Annotated in this window: 19 protein-coding genes; 9 read left to right on the top strand and 10 right to left on the bottom strand. The window is 47.4% G+C overall.

The window, feature by feature from the left end:
- Window positions 1-25 precede the first annotated feature (25 nt).
- From Q338_RS06080 to Q338_RS06070, 3 genes are all read left to right on the top strand, one after another.
- The gene (locus Q338_RS06080; protein ID WP_051968514.1) at window positions 26-388 is read left to right on the top strand and encodes a hypothetical protein; all 363 of its coding nucleotides are present in this window, start codon (window positions 26-28) and stop codon (window positions 386-388) included.
- A gap of 96 nt (window positions 389-484) precedes the next feature.
- Window positions 485-1,009 carry a gamma carbonic anhydrase family protein gene (locus Q338_RS06075; RefSeq protein ID WP_034293087.1) on the top strand — a complete coding sequence of 175 codons (525 nt, stop codon included), beginning with the start codon at window positions 485-487 and terminating at the stop codon, window positions 1,007-1,009.
- A gap of 131 nt (window positions 1,010-1,140) precedes the next feature.
- Window positions 1,141-2,226, top strand: coding sequence for a conjugal transfer protein (locus Q338_RS06070; RefSeq protein ID WP_115723657.1), 1,086 nt, complete (start codon window positions 1,141-1,143; stop codon window positions 2,224-2,226).
- Window positions 2,227-2,392: 166 nt separating this feature from the next.
- Here Q338_RS06070 and Q338_RS06065 read toward each other — a convergent pair whose 3' ends face one another.
- Both Q338_RS06065 and rpiA read right to left on the bottom strand, forming a co-directional pair.
- A complete protein-coding gene (locus Q338_RS06065; protein WP_034293082.1) occupies window positions 2,393-2,932 on the bottom strand; it encodes a glutathione peroxidase in 540 nt (179 codons plus the stop codon).
- Between the two features lie 159 nt (window positions 2,933-3,091).
- Window positions 3,092-3,763, bottom strand: coding sequence for a ribose-5-phosphate isomerase RpiA (rpiA, locus tag Q338_RS06060; RefSeq protein WP_034293080.1), 672 nt, complete (start codon window positions 3,761-3,763; stop codon window positions 3,092-3,094).
- Between the two features lie 243 nt (window positions 3,764-4,006).
- Here rpiA and recA point away from each other — a divergent pair, with 243 nt between their 5' ends.
- The gene (gene recA / locus Q338_RS06055) at window positions 4,007-5,104 is read left to right on the top strand and encodes a recombinase RecA (protein ID WP_034293078.1); all 1,098 of its coding nucleotides are present in this window, start codon (window positions 4,007-4,009) and stop codon (window positions 5,102-5,104) included.
- A 73-nt stretch (window positions 5,105-5,177) separates the two neighbouring features.
- A complete protein-coding gene (locus Q338_RS06050) occupies window positions 5,178-5,702 on the top strand; it encodes a disulfide bond formation protein B (protein ID WP_034293077.1) in 525 nt (174 codons plus the stop codon).
- A 55-nt stretch (window positions 5,703-5,757) separates the two neighbouring features.
- Here the strand turns inward: Q338_RS06050 and fabF are convergent, their stop codons facing one another.
- Window positions 5,758-7,005, bottom strand: coding sequence for a beta-ketoacyl-ACP synthase II (gene fabF / locus Q338_RS06045; protein ID WP_034293075.1), 1,248 nt, complete (start codon window positions 7,003-7,005; stop codon window positions 5,758-5,760).
- On the opposite strand from fabF, the gene Q338_RS14430 reads away from it, so the two are divergent.
- Window positions 6,983-7,150, top strand: a complete 168-nt coding sequence (locus Q338_RS14430) for a hypothetical protein (RefSeq protein WP_156961046.1) — start codon at window positions 6,983-6,985, stop codon at window positions 7,148-7,150. The two genes, fabF and Q338_RS14430, sit on opposite strands and share 23 nt — an antisense overlap.
- A 71-nt stretch (window positions 7,151-7,221) precedes the next feature.
- On the opposite strand, the gene acpP is transcribed toward Q338_RS14430, so the two are convergent.
- Together acpP and Q338_RS06035 are read right to left on the bottom strand one after the other, a co-directional pair.
- Window positions 7,222-7,455, bottom strand: a complete 234-nt coding sequence (gene acpP, locus Q338_RS06040; protein WP_034293073.1) for an acyl carrier protein — start codon at window positions 7,453-7,455, stop codon at window positions 7,222-7,224.
- Between the two features lie 151 nt (window positions 7,456-7,606).
- Window positions 7,607-7,873, bottom strand: a complete 267-nt coding sequence (locus Q338_RS06035) for an oxidative damage protection protein (protein ID WP_034293071.1) — start codon at window positions 7,871-7,873, stop codon at window positions 7,607-7,609.
- A gap of 32 nt (window positions 7,874-7,905) precedes the next feature.
- Here Q338_RS06035 and Q338_RS14840 point away from each other — a divergent pair, with 32 nt between their 5' ends.
- The gene (locus Q338_RS14840) at window positions 7,906-8,112 is read left to right on the top strand and encodes a hypothetical protein (RefSeq protein WP_169815851.1); all 207 of its coding nucleotides are present in this window, start codon (window positions 7,906-7,908) and stop codon (window positions 8,110-8,112) included.
- Window positions 8,040-11,495 carry a DNA polymerase III subunit alpha gene (gene dnaE / locus Q338_RS06030; RefSeq protein ID WP_034293069.1) on the top strand — a complete coding sequence of 1,152 codons (3,456 nt, stop codon included), beginning with the start codon at window positions 8,040-8,042 and terminating at the stop codon, window positions 11,493-11,495. The genes Q338_RS14840 and dnaE overlap by 73 nt, the downstream gene beginning before the upstream one ends.
- Before the next feature lie 163 nt (window positions 11,496-11,658).
- Here dnaE and Q338_RS06025 read toward each other — a convergent pair whose 3' ends face one another.
- The gene (locus Q338_RS06025; protein ID WP_034293068.1) at window positions 11,659-12,525 is read right to left on the bottom strand and encodes an SDR family NAD(P)-dependent oxidoreductase; all 867 of its coding nucleotides are present in this window, start codon (window positions 12,523-12,525) and stop codon (window positions 11,659-11,661) included.
- A gap of 172 nt (window positions 12,526-12,697) precedes the next feature.
- On the opposite strand from Q338_RS06025, the gene Q338_RS06020 reads away from it, so the two are divergent.
- Entirely contained in the window at window positions 12,698-13,192 is a 495-nt protein-coding gene (locus Q338_RS06020; protein ID WP_034293065.1) for a c-type cytochrome, read from the top strand.
- A gap of 236 nt (window positions 13,193-13,428) precedes the next feature.
- Here Q338_RS06020 and Q338_RS06015 read toward each other — a convergent pair whose 3' ends face one another.
- From Q338_RS06015 to Q338_RS06000, 4 genes are all read right to left on the bottom strand, one after another.
- The gene (locus Q338_RS06015) at window positions 13,429-13,812 is read right to left on the bottom strand and encodes a hypothetical protein (protein ID WP_034293063.1); all 384 of its coding nucleotides are present in this window, start codon (window positions 13,810-13,812) and stop codon (window positions 13,429-13,431) included.
- Window positions 13,805-14,500, bottom strand: coding sequence for a 2-C-methyl-D-erythritol 4-phosphate cytidylyltransferase (gene ispD / locus Q338_RS06010; protein WP_034293061.1), 696 nt, complete (start codon window positions 14,498-14,500; stop codon window positions 13,805-13,807). The genes Q338_RS06015 and ispD overlap by 8 nt, the downstream gene beginning before the upstream one ends.
- Window positions 14,501-14,518: 18 nt before the next feature.
- Complete coding sequence (dnaQ, locus tag Q338_RS06005) at window positions 14,519-15,355, bottom strand: DNA polymerase III subunit epsilon (RefSeq protein ID WP_034293059.1); 837 nt, start codon at window positions 15,353-15,355, stop codon at window positions 14,519-14,521.
- A 206-nt stretch (window positions 15,356-15,561) separates the two neighbouring features.
- The coding region (locus tag Q338_RS06000) for a VCBS domain-containing protein (protein ID WP_034293057.1) at window positions 15,562-21,140 on the bottom strand (5,579 nt) is incomplete at its 5' end.

The raw sequence follows: 21,140 nt of genomic DNA, 5'->3' as shown, positions 1-21,140 counted from the left end.
TCAGGCTGCCTGAAAGGAAAAAATCATGGATAAGCCAATCTTAACCGCGCCCTTTTTTGTATTTGAAGGCAATTCATTGGATATTTTTCAAACCATTGATGAAATTGAACAAAAAATAGAACCGATTGATGTATTGAATAATGAATACGCCATTTATGATGTGTCGGGCAATATATTAAAATTTCATGTTGTTAAAACTGAAACACGCTTTTTGGGCGTGTTGAATATCATGGTGGATACGGTTCAGTTTTCGCATATTTTGGCGACTTCTCCACAGGTGTTATTTCAGCGTATGCAGCAAACATATTTGGCATGGGGTGGAAGTGAAACCGATGAATTGTCTTTTGATGAACTTAAAAATCAATTATTTGATTTACTTTCAAGATAATAATTGTAGTGGGCAACCATTTTCAGGCAGCCTGAAACCAAATCTTTGCTACAATCCCATTCCCCAAACTCATTTATTCAACCCAAAGGCAAACCCATGATACGCCCATTCCAACACCACACCCCCCAAATCCACCCCAGCGCATGGCTAGACGAAACCGCCGTGATTATTGGCGATGTGCAAATTGGCGCAGATTCATCGGTGTGGGTGCACGCCGTGTTGCGCGGCGATGTAAACTGCATTCGCATTGGCAATCGCACCAATATTCAAGATTTGTCCATGCTCCATGTTTCCCACAAAACCGCCGCCAAACCGAATGGTTCGCCCCTGATTATCGGCGATGATGTAACCATCGGACACCATGTGATGTTGCACGGCTGCACCATCGGCAACCGCGTTTTGGTGGGCATGGGCAGCACGATTTTAGATGACGTGATTATTGAAGACGATGTGATAATCGGCGCAGCCAGCTTTGTGCCATCGCGCAAACGCTTGGAAAGCGGCTATTTGTATCTGGGTTCGCCCGCCCAAAAAGTCCGCCCTTTAACAGACGAAGAACGCGAATTTTTAAAATATTCGGCAAATAATTATGTGCAATTGGCAAACGAATATCGTGTTTAACAGGCAGCCTGAAAGCATAATTGCCACAAAACTGTCCCTCTCACCCTCCCCCGCCAGACGGGGGAGGGAATAAATGACAGGCAGCCTGAAAATTTTTTCCCATTTTATTTCAACCCTATAATTTACCCATGATGAATTTACTGCTCCCCGACACACGCCCCTACCCCACCGACCCTGTTAAAAATGAATTGCTGCTGTATGCCAGCCAAATCGCTCATCAAAGCACAGGGCGCAGTCTCGCCACAGAACAATTACGCAGCAAAATCAATGAAATGTTGGCGCAAAATTTCTATTTAGGTTTATCTGTTGCCATGAGCATGGCGGCAGACGCGCCCACCTATACCGCGCTGATGGACGCATTGACAGACGTATTAAACGCCAAAAATGAAACCGAAATTCAATGGTTTGCCCTGCCCGTTGTGGTGGTCGCAGGCAGCAAACAAGCGAAGCAACTCCACACCAGCGCACCCACCGCCGAACTCGCCGCTTGCCTTGCCAACTATCCACACACGCGCCCCTTGAGCCGCGCCCAATGGTTGCCACAACTGATTCGCGCCCAAGATTTCGCCGAAATCACCGCCGACCAATGGTATGCCGCCAAACAAAATCTTCAGGCTGCCGAGCAATTTGCCGCCAGCTTGCCCTCCACCGCGCTACCTATTCCTGCCGACCAGTCGGTTCACGTTTTGTACGCGCTGGGTTATGGCGAACCGAATGTGCAAAACGCATTGGGGCAAAATTTGCGTGAAGCCGCCCTGCCCTTAATGCAGGTTTGGCAGGAAAATTTGGCAACACAAGGCGTTACCCTGTTTACCAATCCGCTCGCGCCCAATGCGCCCATCGCCGCGCTCGCCGATGCCAACCACACACGTTTACGCATGGCTTTGGACGTGTTTGCGGCAAATGCGATTCGCGCCATTCGCTTGCAAAGCCCACGCGTGGGTGTGGTGATGGCGGCACAAGCGGGGGGGCGTTTGCTGTTTGGTTTCAGTGCCGCCGAAGCCGCCTATGGTTTGCAGCCACAAGTGTTTACATGGACACTCTCGCCGCGCGAAAACATTGGTGTGGTGCAACAAAATTTCCTAGATTTAATGGTGGATTGCCAAGTGGAGCAAATTTATCAGTTAAATGAAGCCCTTGACGATGGCGCAGAATTGCCTAGTTTTGCGGAAGCGCAGAAATTATCGGGGTTTAATCCACTGTTTCAGGCTGCCTGAAAATATAGTCGCAGAACTGAAAAAGCAGTACGGCGTTGCCAACGCCCTTATGTACTATTCGTACACAGCGGGCGTTGTCGCCTTGTACTGCATTTTCATTTCTACGACTATAAACAAATCGGGACGGAAAATTCAATCCGCCCCGATTTTGATTGACAAAAATAATTTAATTTAACAAGACTTTAATCTCATCTTCCAATTCAAGCGGCGTGGTACTCGGCGCAAAACGCGCCACCACTTCGCCATCACGATTGACCAAAAATTTGGTGAAATTCCACTTAATATCGCTCGCGCCGCGCTCTTCTCCCAAAGACGCTAAACGCAACAGCAAATCTTTGAATTTAAAATCACCTTTGTCTTCAGGCTGCTGCTGTTTCAGGTAAACGTATAAGGGGTTGGCGTGGTCGCCGTTCACGTCCAGTTTGTCAAAAATGGTGAACTGGGTGCCGAATTTCATTTGGCAAACTTGCGCGTATTCTGCGCTGGCTTCGGGGGCTTGTTCGCGGAACTGGTTGCAGGGAAAATCCAAAATTTCCAAGCCTTGCTCGCGGTATTTGGCGTACAGGCTTTGCAATTGTTCGTATTGGGGTGTTAAGCCGCAACGGGTGGCGGTGTTCACAATCAGCAAAACTTTGCCGCGATAATCGCCCAAGTTTTTGCTTTCGCCAGAAGCGGTGTTTAATGTGAAATCATAGAGTTGGGTCATTTTTAATTTTCCTATTTGATAATTGGATTTTCAGGCTGCCTTCCAATACACGAAAATTTTTCAGCAAATAAAATGTAGGGTGCGCCGTGCGCACCAGAATTTACCGAAATATTTAAATAATTCAATTATTTTATCGTGTACCCAAAGGCAATCTAAACATTAAACGTGCGCCGTAATCAATTCCACGCCATCTTGTTTGGCTAAAATCAACAAATCGGCAGGGTCGCGCGCGAAAATGCCGTTTTCCACCATGCCCAAAATCGCGTTTAATTTATCTTCCATCGCAATCGGTTGCGATAAATCCAAACCTGTTACGTCCACAATCTCATTGCCATTCAAAGATTTAAAGCCAATACGCAATTCAGGCTGCCCCCCTAATTTCACCAATTCACGCGACACCATGCTCCGCGCCATCGGAATCACTTCCATCGCCACAGGGAATTTGCCCAAGCGTTTCACATATTTCGTTTCATCGGCAATGCAAATAAATTGCTGCGCCAAACGCGCCACGATTTTCTCGCCCAAATGTGCCCCGCCACCGCCTTTAATCATTTGCAACAAGGGGTTAATCTCGTCCGCACCGTCCACATACACGGCAAGGCTGCTGACTTCGTTTGGGTGAATTTCGGGAATGCCATATTGCGCCATCAAAGCCGCACTTTCGCGGGAAGTCGCCACCGCGCCCTTGATTTGCTTGCTGCTTTTGCCCAAAGCTTCAATAAATAAATTCACGGTGCTGCCCGTGCCAATGCCGATGTATTCGTTTTCAGGCACAAATTCAACGGCTTTTTCGGCGGCTAGGCGTTTGAGTTCGGTTTGGGATTTTTTCATTTTGGGATAACCTGTTGTGTGGGATAAAAATGGGGTTTTCAGGCTGCCTGAAAGTATGTAGGGTGCGTATCACGCACCAAATCTCAAATCATTTTAATAACTTGGTGCGTAGTACGCACCCTACATTTTCTGATTGACCAAAATAAAAGACAGCCTGAAAACCAGTTAAACAAAATTATAAAACAGGCAGCCTGAAAACTGCTAAAATTCCCACTCCATTAACCAAAAAATGAGCAAATCATCATGGCAGAAAAGAAAGAAAAAGACGCAGTCAGCGCAAAAAATACAGGCAATGAGAAAAGCCAAGCACTCGCCGCCGCATTGGCACAAATTGAGAAAAATTTTGGTAAAGGCGCAGTCATGAAAATGGACGGCAGCCACCAAGAAGACAATTTGCAAGTGATTTCAACAGGCTCTTTGACTTTGGATTTGGCTCTGGGCGTGGGTGGTTTGCCGCGTGGTCGGATTGTGGAAATTTTCGGGCCCGAGTCTTCGGGTAAAACCACTTTGTGCTTGGAAACCATCGCTCAATGCCAAAAAAATGGCGGCACTTGCGCCTTTATTGACGCGGAAAACGCGTTTGACCCCATTTATGCGCGTAAACTGGGCGTGAAAGTGGAAGAATTGCTGGTTTCTCAACCCGATACGGGCGAACAGGCTTTGGAAATCTGCGATATGTTGGTGCGCTCGGGTGGTGTGGACATGGTCGTGATTGACTCCGTTGCCGCGCTCGTGCCAAAAGCGGAAATTGAAGGCGATATGGGCGACAGCCATGTGGGTTTACAAGCCCGTTTGATGAGCCAAGCCTTGCGCAAATTAACAGGCAGCATTAAAAAAACCAATACTTTGGTGGTGTTTATTAACCAAATCCGCATGAAAATTGGCGTGATGTTTGGTAATCCTGAAACCACTACGGGCGGTAATGCTTTGAAATTCTACTCGTCTGTGCGTTTGGACATTCGCGGCACCACGCAAATCAAAGCCAAAGAAGGCGATGAACCGATTGGCAAAGAAACCAAAGTCAAAGTCATCAAAAACAAAGTCGCGCCACCATTCCGCACCGCCGAATTTGATATTTTGTATGGCGAAGGCGTGAGCTATGAAGGCGAACTGATTGATTTGGGTGTGAAAACGGAAGTGATTCAAAAATCAGGTGCGTGGTTCAGCTACAATGGCTCCAAAATCGGGCAAGGTAAGGACAATGTGCGCGTGTGGTTGAAAGAAAATCCCGCCATCGCCGCCGAAATTGACCAGAAAATTCGCAATCACGCAGGTTTGGAAAACCTGATTGTGGTGGGTTCGCCCGAAGACGATTCCGATGGAGAGCAACCTGAAGAATAATTCAGGTAAACCAAATAATAAGGCAGCCTGAACACAGTTTTCAGGCTGCCTCAATTTATCAGGTATTCCAATCATGAAATTAATACATTATTTTTTAAAATTAAATCCATATCGGCAAATCCTGTGGCTGGTGTTGGCGATTGGTTTTTCAGGCAGCATAGTGTCTTTGACCATGCAATATGTGTTTGATTTCAATCCCTGCGTGATGTGCATTCAACAACGCGTGGCGATGATGGTGCTGACTTTGCTGGCTTTGCTGATGTTGATTTTGCCCTTGAGCCGAGCATGGGCGCGGCTGGTGGCGGCGGTGGGCGTGAGCGTACCGACCGCGTTTGGCGCGTATATTGCCGCGAAACAAATTTACATTCAATCGCTGCCGATTACCGAACAGCCATCGTGCGGTGCGCCATGGACGTTTCGTTTGCGCGGTGCACCCCTATTTGATTGGTATGAGCCGATTATTCGCGGCACGGGCGTGTGTGGCAAGGTGGAAAAATTAATGGGTTTGTCTTTGCCAACTTGGGCGTTGTTGTTTTTTGTGGGGGTGTTGAGTTTATTGTGGGGCGGTTTGATTTATGCAAAATGGATGAAAAAATAATTCAGGCAGCCTGAAAACCACTTTCAGGCTGCCTGTATCTTTTTATTTCAATAATTTAACCATCAAAACGCTTAAACACCAGCGTACCATTTGTGCCACCAAAACCAAAGGAATTACTCGCCACTGCATTGATTTCCAATTTACGCGCCGTGTTCGCGCAATAATCCAAATCGCAGCCTGCGTCAAAATCTTGGTTCACCAAATTAATGGTGGGTGGGGCGATTTGGTCGCGGATTGCCAACACGCTGTACACCGCTTCCACGCCGCCAGCCGCGCCGAGCAAATGCCCCGTCATGGATTTGGTAGAACTCACCACCAATTTTTTCGCGTGTTCGCCAAACACCGCTTTGGTGGCGTTGGTTTCATTCGCATCGCCCAATGGGGTAGATGTGCCGTGCGCGTTCACATAATTAATTGTTTCGAAAGCCAAACCGCTATCTTGAATCGCGCGAGACAATGCCAATGCTGGGCCTTCCGCGTTGGGCGCAGTAATGTGGTAAGCATCGGAACTTGCGCCAAAACCCACGATTTCTGCGTAGATTTTCGCGCCGCGCCGTTGCGCGTGTTCCAAATCTTCCAACACCAGCACGCCTGCGCCTTCGCCCATCACAAAACCATCGCGGTCTTTGTCCCAAGGGCGTGAAGCGGCGGCTGGGTCATCATTGCGCGTGGACAAGGCTTTCATCGCGGCAAAACCGCCAATGCCTACCGTGCAAACCGCACTCTCCGCGCCGCCCGCAATCATCACATCTACTTCGCCATACTGAATTTTGCGGAAAGAATCGCCAATCGCATGCGTACCCGAAGCGCAAGCGGAAACAATGCCATAATTGTGTCCACGATAGCCTTTCAAAATCGTAACGTGTCCCGCAATCAAATTAATCAGGCAGCCTGGAATGAAAAATGGATTGATTTTACGACCACCATTTGCCACCACGCCGCGCACCGTATCTTCAATCAAAGGCAAACCGCCCACGCCCGAACCAATGTTCACGCCCACACGGTCTTTGTCCAATTCGGTGAATTCGTCTAATTTTGCGTCACTAATCGCTTGCAATGCGCCAGCAATGCCGTAATGGATAAATTTATCCATGCGGCGTGCTTCTTTGGGGGGAATGTATTGGCTCACGTCAAAATCTTTCACTTCGCCCGCGATGTGGCAAGTTAATTCGGACGCGTCAAATTGGGTAATGGTGCCAATGCCGCTTTTGCCCGCGAGCAGATTTTGCCACGCGCTTTCTACATCGTTGCCCACAGGGGAAATTTGTCCCAAACCTGTGATGACTACTCGTCTTTTGTTCATGATGATTCTCTTGTTTGGATTATTTGGGAAACGGGTTTTCAGGCTGCCTGAAAGTACACAACAAAATCACAGTAGGGTGCGCCCATTTTCAGGCAGCCTGAAACAAAAAATAGATGGATTATCCTACCGAAAACCCAGTCAGTAAAACAGCCCCCAATTCCCAGCATGAGCCGTTAATCAGAGGCTGTATTCAAGTTTAATTTAATGAATCAAAAATTAAGCTTGTTTTGCGTTTACATAATCAATCGCGGCTTGTACGGTCGTGATTTTTTCAGCGTCTTCGTCAGGGATTTCTGTGCCGAATGCTTCTTCCAAAGCCATTACCAATTCAACGGTATCCAAAGAATCCGCGCCCAAATCGTCTTGGAAAGAAGATTCGTTTTTCACGTCATCAATAGAAACACCCAGTTGTTCAGCCACGATGTTTTTAACTTGTTGTTCAATAGACATTTGTTTAATCCTTAAATGGGTCGGTAAAAAAATTAGATAGTTAGAATAAACCACCTAAAAATATAATTAAAGTGATTTTATCTGTTTTTGTGCGAATTTGGTAGCGGTTCGCGCAAAATATTGTTAAATCTGCGTTCAGGCTGCCTGAAAATTATTGCGGAACATAGCCTTGAACTTGGTCTGCGCCATCGCCAAAGAAGTAATTTTCCATTTGTTGCGCCAAATACTCACGAGCGCGTGGGTCGGCGAGCGACAGGCGGTTTTCGTTAATCAACATGGTTTGGTGGCGTGTCCATGCTTCCCATGCTTCTTGGGACACGTTTTCAAAAATGCGTTTGCCTAATTCATTGGGCAGGGGTTGAAATTTCATGGCGGGGGCTTCTTTGCCCAATTTAATGCAGTTTACCATGCGTGTCATGGTGGTTTCCTTTGTGAATATGGAAAAGTGTGATGGTAGCAGTTTTCAGGCTGCCTGAAAATGGGTTTGCTGATTTGGACAGACTTGTTTTGCGCCCACCATCTGATTGCCCAAATCAAAAAATGCTAAAATCCGCCCTATTCTCATATTCTACAGGCAGCCTGAAATGCCCCTACCCACTTACATTCCCCTACGCGCCCATTCGGAATTTTCCATCACAGACGGCACCATTCGCGTGAAAGATTTGGCGAAAACCGCCGCGAAATTTGGCTATCCCGCGCTTGGTTTAACGGATTTAATGAATACATTTGGTTTAATCAAATTTTACAAAGCCTGCCAAAGCGTGGGCGTGAAACCCATTATGGGCGCAGACATTCGCATTCACAATGCGAGTAAACCCGAACACGCTCATCGCGCCCTGTTGCTGATTCGCAACGGCGCAGGTTACACGCGTTTGAGCGAATTGCTCACCGCCGCCCACACGCAACAACGCGGCAATCACCCCCCCGAAATCCACCCCGATTGGCTGGCAAATGGCGACAATTCGGGTTTAATTTGCCTGTCGGGGGCGCACTTGGGCGCGGTAGGCAGCGCACTCATGCTGGGACACGCCGAGCAAGCGAAAACCATCGCGCAACAATATGCGGCTTGGTTTCCCAATGCGTTTTATTTGGAATTGCAGCGTTTACCCGAAAAACCTGAATGGGAACAAGTGGTTTCAGGCAGCCTGAAATTGGCGACGGAATTGGATTTGCCTGTAGTGGCAACCCACCCCGCGCAATTTTTGGAATCAGGCGATTTTCTCGCCCACGACACCCGCGTGTGTATCGCGCAAGGCTGGACACTCACCGACCCGAAACGCCCACGCGAATTCACCGCCAGCCAATATTTTATTGAGCCCGAAGAAATGGCGGCGCGTTTTGCCGACATTCCCGAAGCACTCGCCAATAGCGTGGAAATCGCCAAGCGTTGCAGCGAAACGCTGACGCTGGGCAAAAATTTCTTGCCCGATTTCCCCACGCCCAATGGTATGAATTTAAACGACTATATTGTCCATTTGTCTAATTTGGGTTTACAAGAACGCTTGGCGAATTTGTATCCCGATGAAGCAGAACGCGTGCGCAGGCTGCCTGAATATCAAGAACGGCTGGATTTTGAATTAAAAATCATTGTGCAAATGGGTTTTGCTGGCTATTTTTTGATTGTGCAAGACTTTATCAATTGGGCAAAACAAAACGGCTGTCCCGTAGGGCCGGGACGCGGTTCGGGCGCGGGTTCTCTGGTTGCCTATTCTTTGAAAATCACGGATTTAGACCCGCTCAAATACGCGCTGCTGTTTGAACGCTTTTTGAATCCAGAACGCGTGTCCATGCCCGACTTTGACATTGACTTTTGCCAAGCCAATCGTGGACGCGTGATTGAATATGTGCGCGAAAAATACGGCAAAGACGCGGTCAGCCAAATTGTTACCTTTGGTACTTTATCGTCTAAAGCCGTGATTCGTGATGTGGGGCGCGTGTTGCAATTGCCGTTTACCCTGTGCGACCGTTTGTCCAAACTCGTGCCTTTGGTGGCGAACAAGCCTTTGCATTTGCAAGACGCGATTGCGGCTGAACCCGAAATCATGCAAATCGTCCAAGATGAAGAAGCGGACGAGTTAATTCATTTAGCTTTGAAATTAGAAGATTTAACGCGCAATTTGGGCATGCACGCGGGCGGCGTATTGATTGCCCCTGGGAAAATTTCCGATTTTTGCGGCGTGTATCAAGCGGACGAACACGCCGCGCCCGTGTCCATGTACGACAAGGGCGATGTGGAAGACATTGGTTTGGTGAAATTTGACTTTTTGGGTTTGCGAAATTTGACCATTATTGAAATGGCGCAACATTTCATCAAACAAACCACAGGCAAAACCATAGACGTGAACGATGTCAATTGCGCCCCTTTGGACGACAAAAAAGCCTACAAAATTTTCCAAGACGCAAACACCACCGCCGTCTTCCAATTTGAGTCTAGCGGCATGAAAAAAATGTTGTCGCAAGCGAAAACCACGAATTTGGAAGAAATCATTGCTTTTGTGTCGCTGTATCGCCCCGGCCCGATGGATTTGATTCCAGACTTTATTGCGCGTATGAAAGGGGCGAAATTTGAATACATGCACCCTTTGCTGGAGCCTGTGTTGGAGCCAACTTACGGCATTATGGTGTACCAAGAACAGGTAATGCAGGCTGCCCAAGTGATTGGCGGTTATTCTTTGGGTGGGGCGGATTTGTTGCGCCGCGCCATGGGTAAGAAAAAACCCGAAGAAATGGCAAAACACCGCGAAACCTTTGCCGAAGGCGCAGCCAAACAAGACATCAGCCGCGAAAAAGCCGATGAAATTTTTGATTATATGGAAAAATTCGCAGGCTACGGTTTCAATAAATCCCACGCGGCGGCGTATGCCTATGTGTCGTTTCAGACTGCGTGGTTGAAAGCGCATTATCCCGCCGAATTTATGGCGGCAACCATGTCCAGCGAATTAGACAACACCGACCAATTAAAAATCTTTTTTGATGACGCGCGCCACCCACTCAACGGCATTCAATTTCTGCCGCCCGATGTGAATGAATCGTTCTACCGCTTTATTCCGAATGCGAATAAGCAAATCCGCTACGCACTCGGTGCAATTAAAGGCACAGGCGAAGCGGCGGTAAACGCGATGGTGGCGGCACGCGAATCAGGTGGCAAATTCAAAAGCCTGTTTGATTTTTGTGAACGCGTGGGCAAACACCACGCCAATCGCCGCGTTTTGGAAGCCCTGATTAAAGGCGGCGCGTTTGACAGCATTGAGCCAAATCGCGCCATGTTGTTTGCCAATATTGATTTGGCTTTGCAACACGCCGACCAAAAAGCGGAAAACGCCAATCAAGGCGGCTTATTTGATATGCTGGACGATGTGATTGACGATATTCAAATGCAGCCTGCACCCGCGTGGAGCGACACGCAAAAATTAGCTGAAGAAAAAACCGCCATCGGCTTTTATTTGAGCCAGCACCCATTTGAACCATATCGCAGTGAAGTGCGCCAAATCGCACGCACCACATTATTGAATTTGCGCCCCAGTCAAAATGAGCAAAGGGTGGCAGGTTTTGTTACCCAAGTTCGCACAATTATGGGTAAAAATGGCAAATTTGTTGCCATCACATTGGAAGACGACACGGCGGCGCGTGAAGTGGTGGTGCGTGGCGAAGTATTGGACAATTTGCCCAAAGAAACTTTGAAAGCCGACCAAGTTTTGGTCTGCGAATGCCGCGTATCGGAAGACCATTTTAATGGCGGCAATGGTTTGCGTTTGAATGCGAATGCGGTTTATACGCTGAATGAAGCGCGAGCGGCTTATGCGCGTGGTTTGACTTTGTTTATCACGCCGCAAGTGGACGTGGCAAAATTGGCGGAAATCCTGCGCCCCAATTGCACGCCTGAATGGGGACGGCGCGTGGGCATCAAATTGGAATATGAAAATGAGATGGCTCGGGGAACTTTATTGGCGGGCGCAAAATGGCGCGTGGGCATATCGGCGCAATTATTGGCGGAATTGGAAATGGTGTTGGGGCAATATGGTTTGCGGGTGGATTGGTGATTCAGGCTGCCTGAAAATTCACGATAATTTTTCCAATCACAAACTGTAGGGTGCGCCGTGCGCACCAAATGGCTGAATAATATAAATATTGTAGCGAATTTGGTGCGCACGGCGCACCCTACATGTGTTTGTTGTATATTTTCAGGCAGCCTGAAAAAAAATATTATTTAAACAAAGAAGCCAATTTACCCAAAAAACCTTGTTCAGATTGCGCGGCAGCAACAGACGGTGTTTCCACCACCACAGGCAATTCTGGCGCAGGTGGTGGCGGTGGCACATCTTTATGCACTTGCAAACCTGCAAATGATTGCGACACGGGCATGACTTCAATCGTGTTCACATTCATGTGTGCGGGGCGTTGGTAAAGCCACAAGGCGGTTTCGGCGATGTCTTGGGCGGTGAGCGCGTTGGCGTATTCGTATAATTTGGCGGCGCGTTCATCATCGCCTTTAAAGCGCACATTGGAAAACTCCGAACCTTCACACAAACCTGGTTCAATATTGCTTACGCGTACGCCTGTGCCGTGCAAATCAGCGCGTAAATTCAAGCTGAATTGGCGCACATAGGCTTTGGTTGCGCCGTACACATTGCCGCCAAAATAGGGATAATTCCCTGCAATAGAGCCGATATTGATGATATAACCCCGTTTGTTTACCACCATTTTCGGTAAAACTTGATGAGTCAAATAGCTTAAACCAATGATATTGGTGTGAATCATGGTTTCCCAATCGGCAAAATTGGCTTTGTCCGCGCTGTCCAAACCCAAAGCCAAACCTGCATTATTAATCAAACAATCAATGGTTTGGAATTTTTCAGGCAGCGTTTGAATGTGTAACAAGGCAGCCTGAACGCTTTCTTTATCGCACACGTCCATCACAATCGGCTGGAAACGGTCGCCCAAACGCACTTGTAAATCCGTCAATTTTTCGCCACGCCGCGCCGTGCCAATCACCAAATAACCCGCTTGCACAAACGTCTGCGCCATTGCCGCGCCAAATCCTGATGACGCTCCTGTGATTAAAATTGCCATATTTTTGATACCCTTATGTTTTTTATGCTACAATTCGGCTGCTTCATATTTTTCAGGCTGCCTGAAAAATATGGAGCGATTTCTTTTGGTTTTTACAAGTACACGAATCAAATCATCTCATCATCTTGTACTGATTTCATCATAACACGATTTTAATTTTAAGGAACACACCATGAATAAATTTGCCCTGTTAATTGCCAGCACTTTGCTGCTTGCCGCGTGTAACGACAACGCGCCTACCGCCCCAGCCAACGGCTCTGCACCTGCCGCCAGCCCAGCCGCCGATGGTGGCAAAGGCGATTTGTCGGAAAGCCGCACCGCCGCATTCAAATCCTTTATGCCCACTTTCTCAACCATGAGAAAAATGGCAAATGGCGACCAAGCCTTTGTACCCGAAGAATTCAAAGCCAAAGCCCAACAATTTACCAAAGAAGCACGCGAACCCTTTGAATATTTCCAAAACGACCCCAAAGGCAATGGCGATGCCCTGCCTGTGATTTGGGAAAAACCCGAAGCATTTAAAGCAGAACAAGACAAATTCTTCGCGGCGGTGGACAAATTAAACGCCGCAGCACAAGGCGGTAAATTGGACGACATCAAAGCAGCCGTAGGCGAAGTAGGCGCAAGCTGCAAAGCGTGTCATGACACCTTCCGCCGTCCTAAATAATCAGAATATGATGATTCAGGCTGCCTTTCCGTATACGAAAAAATACAAGATTATCCGCAATAGTTGATATACCGCCCTAGCTCCCTCTCCTTTGGGAGAGGGAAAAATCGTGGTACATTAACTGTTTTGCTCTCTCCCTAACCCTCTCCCAAAGGAAAGGGGATAGGTTTCAGGTAATCCAAATATTTTTGTCGTATACCCAAAGGCAGCATGAAGATTTATCCCCCCCATTCTCCCTAATTCTTCAACGCCCAAATCTTCTCCGCCTGCGCCAACGCCGTTTTATCGCGCAACACGCCGCGCCCAAACCAAATCAAACCCTGTTCTCGCCGACACACGCGTTCATGCGTTTCGCCGTGTTGCCATTGGGCGCACCATTTGGTTGTGCCTGATAATTTGGTGTGTGTCTCATTTTGCCAACTGGCTTGGTGGGTGTGGAGCCAGCGTTGCCACAAACGCGCACGCGTTGCCCCCACATTTCGGGCGACTGGAATCAAACCATTGCCCTGCCCATCACGATACTGAATCAGGCGCAACGCCGCCAATTCGCCCATTGCGGCGGTGTCGGGCAAATTGGACGTGCAAGCTGCCAACAAAAACACAATCCACAGATTACGCATTGCCACGCTCCAACAGCCACGCCACATAATCCGCGTCATCGGCGCGGGTTAATTTAATATTGCGGCTGTCGCCTTCCACCAAAAGTGGTTGAATGCCCAGCCGTTCTACTGCGCTGGCTTCATCGGTAATTTCATTAAAATCAATATTTTGTAATGCTTTTTGCAATAAGGCAGCCTGAAAAAGCTGCGGCGTTTGCGCTTGCCACAAACCTGCGCGTGGCACGGTTTCGGCAATTTTAGTTTCTTGATTTTGCTGACGTTTGAGCGTATCCGCGACTGGAATCGCCAAAATCCCACCATATGGGTGATGACCAGCCGTGTCCAATAATCGGTTTAACGCGCTTTGCGGCAAACAGCAACGCGCCGCATCGTGTACCAAAATCGTGTCTTTTTCGCCAACAATCTGATTTGCCAATAAAATATTCACGCCATTTGCCACCGTTTCGGCGCGGGTTTCACCGCCCACGCGGTACACGGCGGCGCGTTCAGGCAGCCTGATGAGCGTGTCCACAAAAGCATCTTGTGGCGACACAATAATGGCAATATGATGAATTCGTGAATTTTGATTAAATAAATCAATGGTATGTTGCAATACGGTTTGACCCGCCAATTCAACATATTGTTTCGGGCAATTCGCACCAAAGCGGCTGCCCACGCCTGCCGCAGGAATGAGAGCGATGTGTTTCATAAAATTATCATCCCTTGTTTACACGATTTCTTCGTAATGTTCTTCTTCGTCTTCTTCCGTTTCTTCGGGTTCGGGCAGTGGAGATGGTGGGGTTTCGGTTTCTTTTTCAATCGGCAAATCGGCGCGATACAGGCAACGTCCGCCCACACTTTTGTCCAAATCATCTAATACGGCTTCGTGAGCGGCGAGTTCATTTTCATCGGCGTAGATGATTTTCAGGCTGCCTGTACGTTCAAATTTTTCTGTTAATTGAATCATTTGGGGGCTATTTTCTTCGCCATCGTCCAAATCGCCCATTAAGCTGAATTGTCCGCGTGTCATGGCGAGATAGACTTCGCCGAGCAATTCGCAGTCTATGAGTGCGCCGTGATACACGCGTTTGCTTCTGTCCACGCTTAAGCGGTTGCAGAGTGCGTCCAGATTGTTTTTTTGCCCTGGATAGCGTTCACGCGCCATTTCTAGGGTGTCGGTGATGTCGCAGATGGTTTCCACTTTGGGCAAACCCACGCGGGCAAATTCGGCATTCAAAAACGCCACGTCAAATTTGGCATTGTGAATCACCAGTTCCGCGCCATTAATAAAATCAAAGATTTGTTGGGCGACCTGAGCGAAAATGGGTTTATCTACCAATTGGTCTAGGGTGATGTTATGCACCGCGCTGGCTTCTTCGGGAATGTCGCGCTGGGGGTGGACGAGCAAGTGGAGATTATTGCCCGTGAGCTGGCGATTTTTCATTTCCAGCCCTGCAAATTCAATGAGTCGGTCGGGGTTTTCAGCGTGATTGGGGTAGAGACCTGTGGTTTCGGTGTCTAGGATAATCAGGCGTTTGTTGGGGTCTAGTTGGGTGGGTTGCATATGATGTGATTCCAGAGATGATGATTTTCAGGCTGCCTGAAAAGGTTTTGCAAAGGTTTCCCACTATATTTTACTTCACTTTTTCATTCACAAAAATCACACAAATAAAAAGGACGCATTCCAGATAACTGGAATACGTCCTTTGCTTTATTGGCTTACTCCGATTTCAGGCAGCCTGAAAGCCACCCAAAATCTTCACGCACACATTACAAGATGGTTTCAACTTTCATGTCAGACTCAACATACACAGTTGCGGTGTTTGCGCCGCTACCGTAGGTGTAAACCGTGTACTTGCTGCCATCATTACCATAAGGATTGTCTTGATTTTGCGTTGTGCTTACTGGAGAGCGATCCAATTGCACAATATCAGAACCATCACCTTTGATAATCAAGCGGTTCAAGTCATCAGACATAGACAACACAGCACTTGCACTAATCTTCAAAGTTTGCGCCATATTGTTGGTCATGTCCACCGTTTCAATATTCGTTACCTTGCCGTATGCGGCTGGGGTCGTCAAATCAATTGGTAACAGACCATCTTTATTGGCGTTCAACTGACCGAAGATTGCCAATGACAAGGTGTCATTATCGGTATCACGGTTGTTGCCGACTGCGCTTGTACCGCCATTGATGGTTGCTTCTGGGTCGTAGAACAGTACATCATTACCACGTCCACCCAACAAGGTATCTGCGCCACCGTAGCCAACAATGGTGTCATCGCCATCGTTACCATTAATGGTTTCGGCTTTTGTTGAACCAATGAAGTAATCATTGGTATCGCCTACGCCATTTTGGTTACGCGCCGTACTCATCGCGGAATTGGTCAAGCCATCAAAATCAAACTTAATGCTTGATGTTACCAAGTCTCCATCGGTGTCGGTGTAGTTGTAGTTGAAGTTAAACGCACCTTTCGCACCTGCAGCCACCACATCAGACAGATTGTCCACACCTTTGAAGCTGTAGTTACCATCTACTTTGCCTGTGAAGAGACCGTATTTGGTGGTAATTTCTGTGCTTACCGCTTGGGTTTGGTCTGTTACCACCGCACCTGCTGCATTTTTATACACCACAGTTTCTACACCATCACGTCCTGCAACAGCAATCCATTTCACGGTTTTCGCTTCAGGCGCGTCTGCACCAATGTGAATCTTGCCTTGAATGTCCACGCTGGTTTCCAAATCCAATGGATCAATCAATGGCTCCAAATGGGCTTTCACGTCAAATTTATTATCTGTTGTTTCCACTGTAGTGATTAATGCACCATCTAACACAGTACGGATAAAGTTCGCTTTTACACGCTCACTGACATTGCCTGTTGCTGTGCCAACGGTCAAACCATTAATCGCATCAAACAAAGCTTGTATTGCGGGTTTCAGATTAGCAATATTACCTGTTGTTGCCACAGATTTGGTAGTCTCTGTACCACCTGCCGCTGTGTGTGCCACTTTCCACAGATTGTAAATATTAATCACATTACTATCTGTTTCAGGCAGCCCTACTGCTTTGGCAAAATCTTCCAAAGTCATAACCTTACCTGCGGTACCATCTTTATTGGTTGCACGCCACATATTGAGATTGTTATTCCACAAATTCATTTTTTCTACATCTGTTAACGCACCTACGCCGCTATCAGCTTTCCAAGCGTAGTTGGTTAAGCCATTAAATGCAGTAATAGCTGAATTGTAAATATTCTCACCAGTCTTAGTCAAACCATCAATCACCAAGCGATAAACGGTATTACCCACTTGAATCACTTCGCGGTTATTTTTCACAATCACAAAGTCATTAGACTGAACTCCCTGTAAATTGCTTGTATCATTACTTGTCTCCAAGTGTGTCAAAGCAAATTTAACCAATGGTGTTTGTGTGGATTGACCATTGATATTCACATTAAATTGCACAGCTAAATTGGTTCCAAACAACGTACCATAACTAGGCGAAATACTATTATTGCGATGCGTGAATGTACCCAAAGTAAAGCTTTCAGACAAATCTTTAATATTTGTTTGAGATAAATCATTATCTTCCAATACATAACCCGCATTCAGTGTAGTATTTGAGCTATAGCCCCAAGCCAATTGGTCATCCAAGTTATCCGTATCTGTATTAGCCAATTGGTTCAAGTTATTACGAGCATAATTAGCATTGGTTACTTCAGTTACACGCGTATTGCGATTGACCAAAGTCAAATTGGTACCCACAAGATAAGCATCATAACCATTATAAATAGTAACACCATCTTGTATCGCACTTGGACGCCCCATCACCGTATCCGTAAAGCCTGCAACCAAATTACTCAATTGAATGCTATCGTGAGCCACTTGGATATTATGCACAACTGTATCTTGGTCTGGCATATCGTCTTCCACCACCGTTACAATCTTGCTTTCATTCAACAAGACACGTCCAGTGGCTTTTTCCGATACTTCCACACTAAAGTTGATATCCAAATTGTCTTCGTAACCAACCGTAGAATTGGCTGGGTCAACTTTCACAGGGTGGTCAATGTTTTTGAACAATTCCACCGTGTAAGCATAAGACAATTTATCGCCATCTACCGTGCCAGAGCCGTTGTTTGCCAACTTAATGCTCAATACGCGGTTTGCATCGTTTTGCGTTGCATTTGGCACATACGCCGTCCACTCGCTCTTCGCATCGTTGCTCACCCAAGTTACAGGCTGCCCTTTGTATTGCACATCGGTCGGTGCAGTCGTCAATTTCACCAATAATGTGTCTTTCAACGCTTCTGCATTTTCCAAATTAGACAAACGGATATGACCTGAACTTGTACGGCTGTTCGTTTGGTCAACGCCAACTGGATTGCTATCTGGACGACCACCAGCCAAGCCTTCTTCAGACACATGCACAGGTGGGTCTACCTCAATGCGTGGTTTGTCTGGGTCTGGGTTAGGTGTATTTGGTGTTTTGCCATCGGTTGTGCCATTGTCATAGATGGTGGTTTCTACCACATCTTTGCCTTTGGTCGCGCCTTCTACAGACACCAAAGTAACGGTGTAACCTTCCGCACCCTCGTAAACCGTATCGTTCACAATCGGCAAGGACACGCTGGCTGAAGATGAACCCGCAGGAATGCGTACCGTGATGATTTCATCAATTTTCACAGTATCAGCAAAATCGCCTGCTTCAGTTGGGTTTTTGTCTTTGGTATTGCCATGTGTTACTTTGTAAGTCAGCACCACTTCTTCGTTAGACGTTGCAGGCTGCCCACTTACAGGATTAACCATAGTAAACGTGTATTCCGCATTACCCACGCTTTCAGACACGGTCGCTGGACCAGACAAGTTCACAATCGGTTTATCGCCTTTGTCGTCATCATCTGGGTTATCTGGTGTGCCTTCATTGTCCGCAATTACGCCTTTGTCATTGGCTTTGGTAATGGTCAATGGCTCGGTTGGTTTGCCAACGTATGCCACATCGCTCAAAGTCAAGCCCAAATCTTCGCTGCGTTCATACACATTGTCGTCTGTTGCCACAATGGTAATCGTTGGTTTCGTACCATCTTGCGGTGTAACCACATCAATACCATTTACCAATTGCTCGTAAGTAACTGTACGCGTACCGTTTGCGTCTTGCACGGTAATCGTTTGAACGTCGGCAGCCTGCAAGGTTTTGCTGCTGGCTGTGGTGTCCAGTTTCACTTTACCTGTTACCTTGTCGGTCAAGGTCGCACCATTATTATCAACGGTAAATACCAATTGATTATTCGCGGTGTTGCCCTCAATCGCCAATGGGTCGGTTGCCACCAAGCTGAAGCTTGGGTTGGTGTCGCCATTGATGGTAATGGTCAAGGTTGCAGTCGCGGTATCGCCATCTTTATCGGTAATGGTGTACACAATGGTATCCGTCAAAGTATCACCTGTGTTCAACGCACCGACTGCTGCATTGGTTTTGTCCAATGTATAGGTGTACTGACCGTCCGCGCCAATCGTGAATGAACCATATTGACCCGCTTGCTTATCCACAGGTGTGTAACCCGTGTTAGGCGCAGGCTGACCATCGGCACCAAAGTTATCATTGGTGTCTAATTTACCTGTAACGCTGGTCTCTTTTTCATTAATTGTGCCAACATCATTTGCCGCAGTTGGTGTCGTATCGGTGATGTTCACTACCACGTTTTGTGTCGCTTGTGCGCCCGTGCGGTCAGTCAATACAACTGCAAAAGTATCTACCTCGGTTTCGCCATTGGTGGTGTGTTGCAACACTTTTGGCGTATAGGCGTAGGTTACTTTGCCTTCTTCCATTGTCAGGATTTTCAGGCTGCCTTTATCGGTGGTAATCACTTTATTAACAGCCAACTCTTGTCCATTCACCGTCAGCGTTTGCATACCTGCTGCCGCTTTGTATGTGATGACATAAGTTTCGCCTGTGGTTTCAGGTGCATTTTCCACCAAAGTATGCGTTGCCGTTGTCAATGCCAACTCATCGGTTACACCATTAATGGTTACCGTCAAGATTGCGGTAGCGGTGTCGCCGTCTTTGTCTTGGATGGTGTACGTAATGGTATCAATCAAGGTTGCGCCATTACCCAAAGCATTCACAGCCGCATTGTTGTTATCCAATGTGTAGGTGTAATCACCGTTTGCATCAATCTTGAACGAGCCATATTGACCTGCTTGGTTTGTTACAGGTGTGTACGGATTTTGTACCGCTTCACCGTCTGCACCAAAGTTATCATTTGGTTTCAGGCTGCCTGTAACGCTATTTGGGGTCGCGTCTTCAGTAATGCTGGTCGCGTCATTCACCGCCAATGGCACGCTGTCGGTAATCGCAATATCAATTGTAGATACTGCGCTATTACCGTTACCGTCTGTAACTTGAACATTGATACTGTCCATTACAGGCGTATTGTTTGGCGTACCGCTTGGGTCTTTATGGTCTTGCGGCGTTGGGTCGTAAGTGTATTTCACTTCGCCTGTTGTCGGGTCGTAGCTTTCCACCACTAATGTACCGCCTTTTGGCGTATTGATTGGCGTTGATTTAATCGTACCACCTTCCACAGGAATCGCTGTACCACCCACATTAATCGTGGTAATGGTTGTGCTTTCATCTGTCTTCACAGTGAATGTGCCACCCACTGGACCATCACCTTCAAATACCACTTTATCCGTACCTTCTGGCACCGTTGGGGTCTCCACACTTTGCGGATTTGTTGGTCTGCTTGGGTCATTGGTTACCGTAATACCTGGCTCATCGCGACCTTGAATGGTTACTGTCAATACGGCTGTAGACTTATCACCATCTTTGTCTTCAATGGTGTACGTAATCGTATCCACCAAAGTCTCACCACGATTCAGAGCATTGACTTTCTCGTTCTCGTTGTTCAAGACATAAGTGTATGTACCGTCTGCAGCAATCGTGAACGAACCATATTCACCTGGCTGGTTCGCAACCTCTGTGTAGCCTGTATTCGGCGTAGGCTGACCGTCTACGCCAAAGTCGTCATTTACATTCAGTTTGCCTGTAACACTATTTGGTTTGGCATCTTCCGTAATTTCCGCTTTGTCGTCATTTGCCGCTGGCAAGCTGTCGGTAATTTCAATATCCAAGCTTTCAACCGCAGAACCACCACCTGTATCCGTTACCTTAATCGGGAACGATTCAACCAATGGCTCGCTGCCATGTGTTTGTGGCACAGGGTCGTAGGTGTACGTTACCTTGCCTGTGGCAGGGTCGTAGCTCTCTACGGTCATGGTGCCTTTGTCGGCTGGAATTGGTGTAGACGCAATGGTGCCACCCGCAACTGGAATCACCACACCACCCACTT

The sequence above is a fragment of the Alysiella crassa DSM 2578 genome, from assembly GCF_000745955.1.
Lineage (GTDB): Bacteria > Pseudomonadota > Gammaproteobacteria > Burkholderiales > Neisseriaceae > Simonsiella > Simonsiella crassa.
This window is presented reverse-complemented; position numbering and strand designations above follow the sequence as displayed.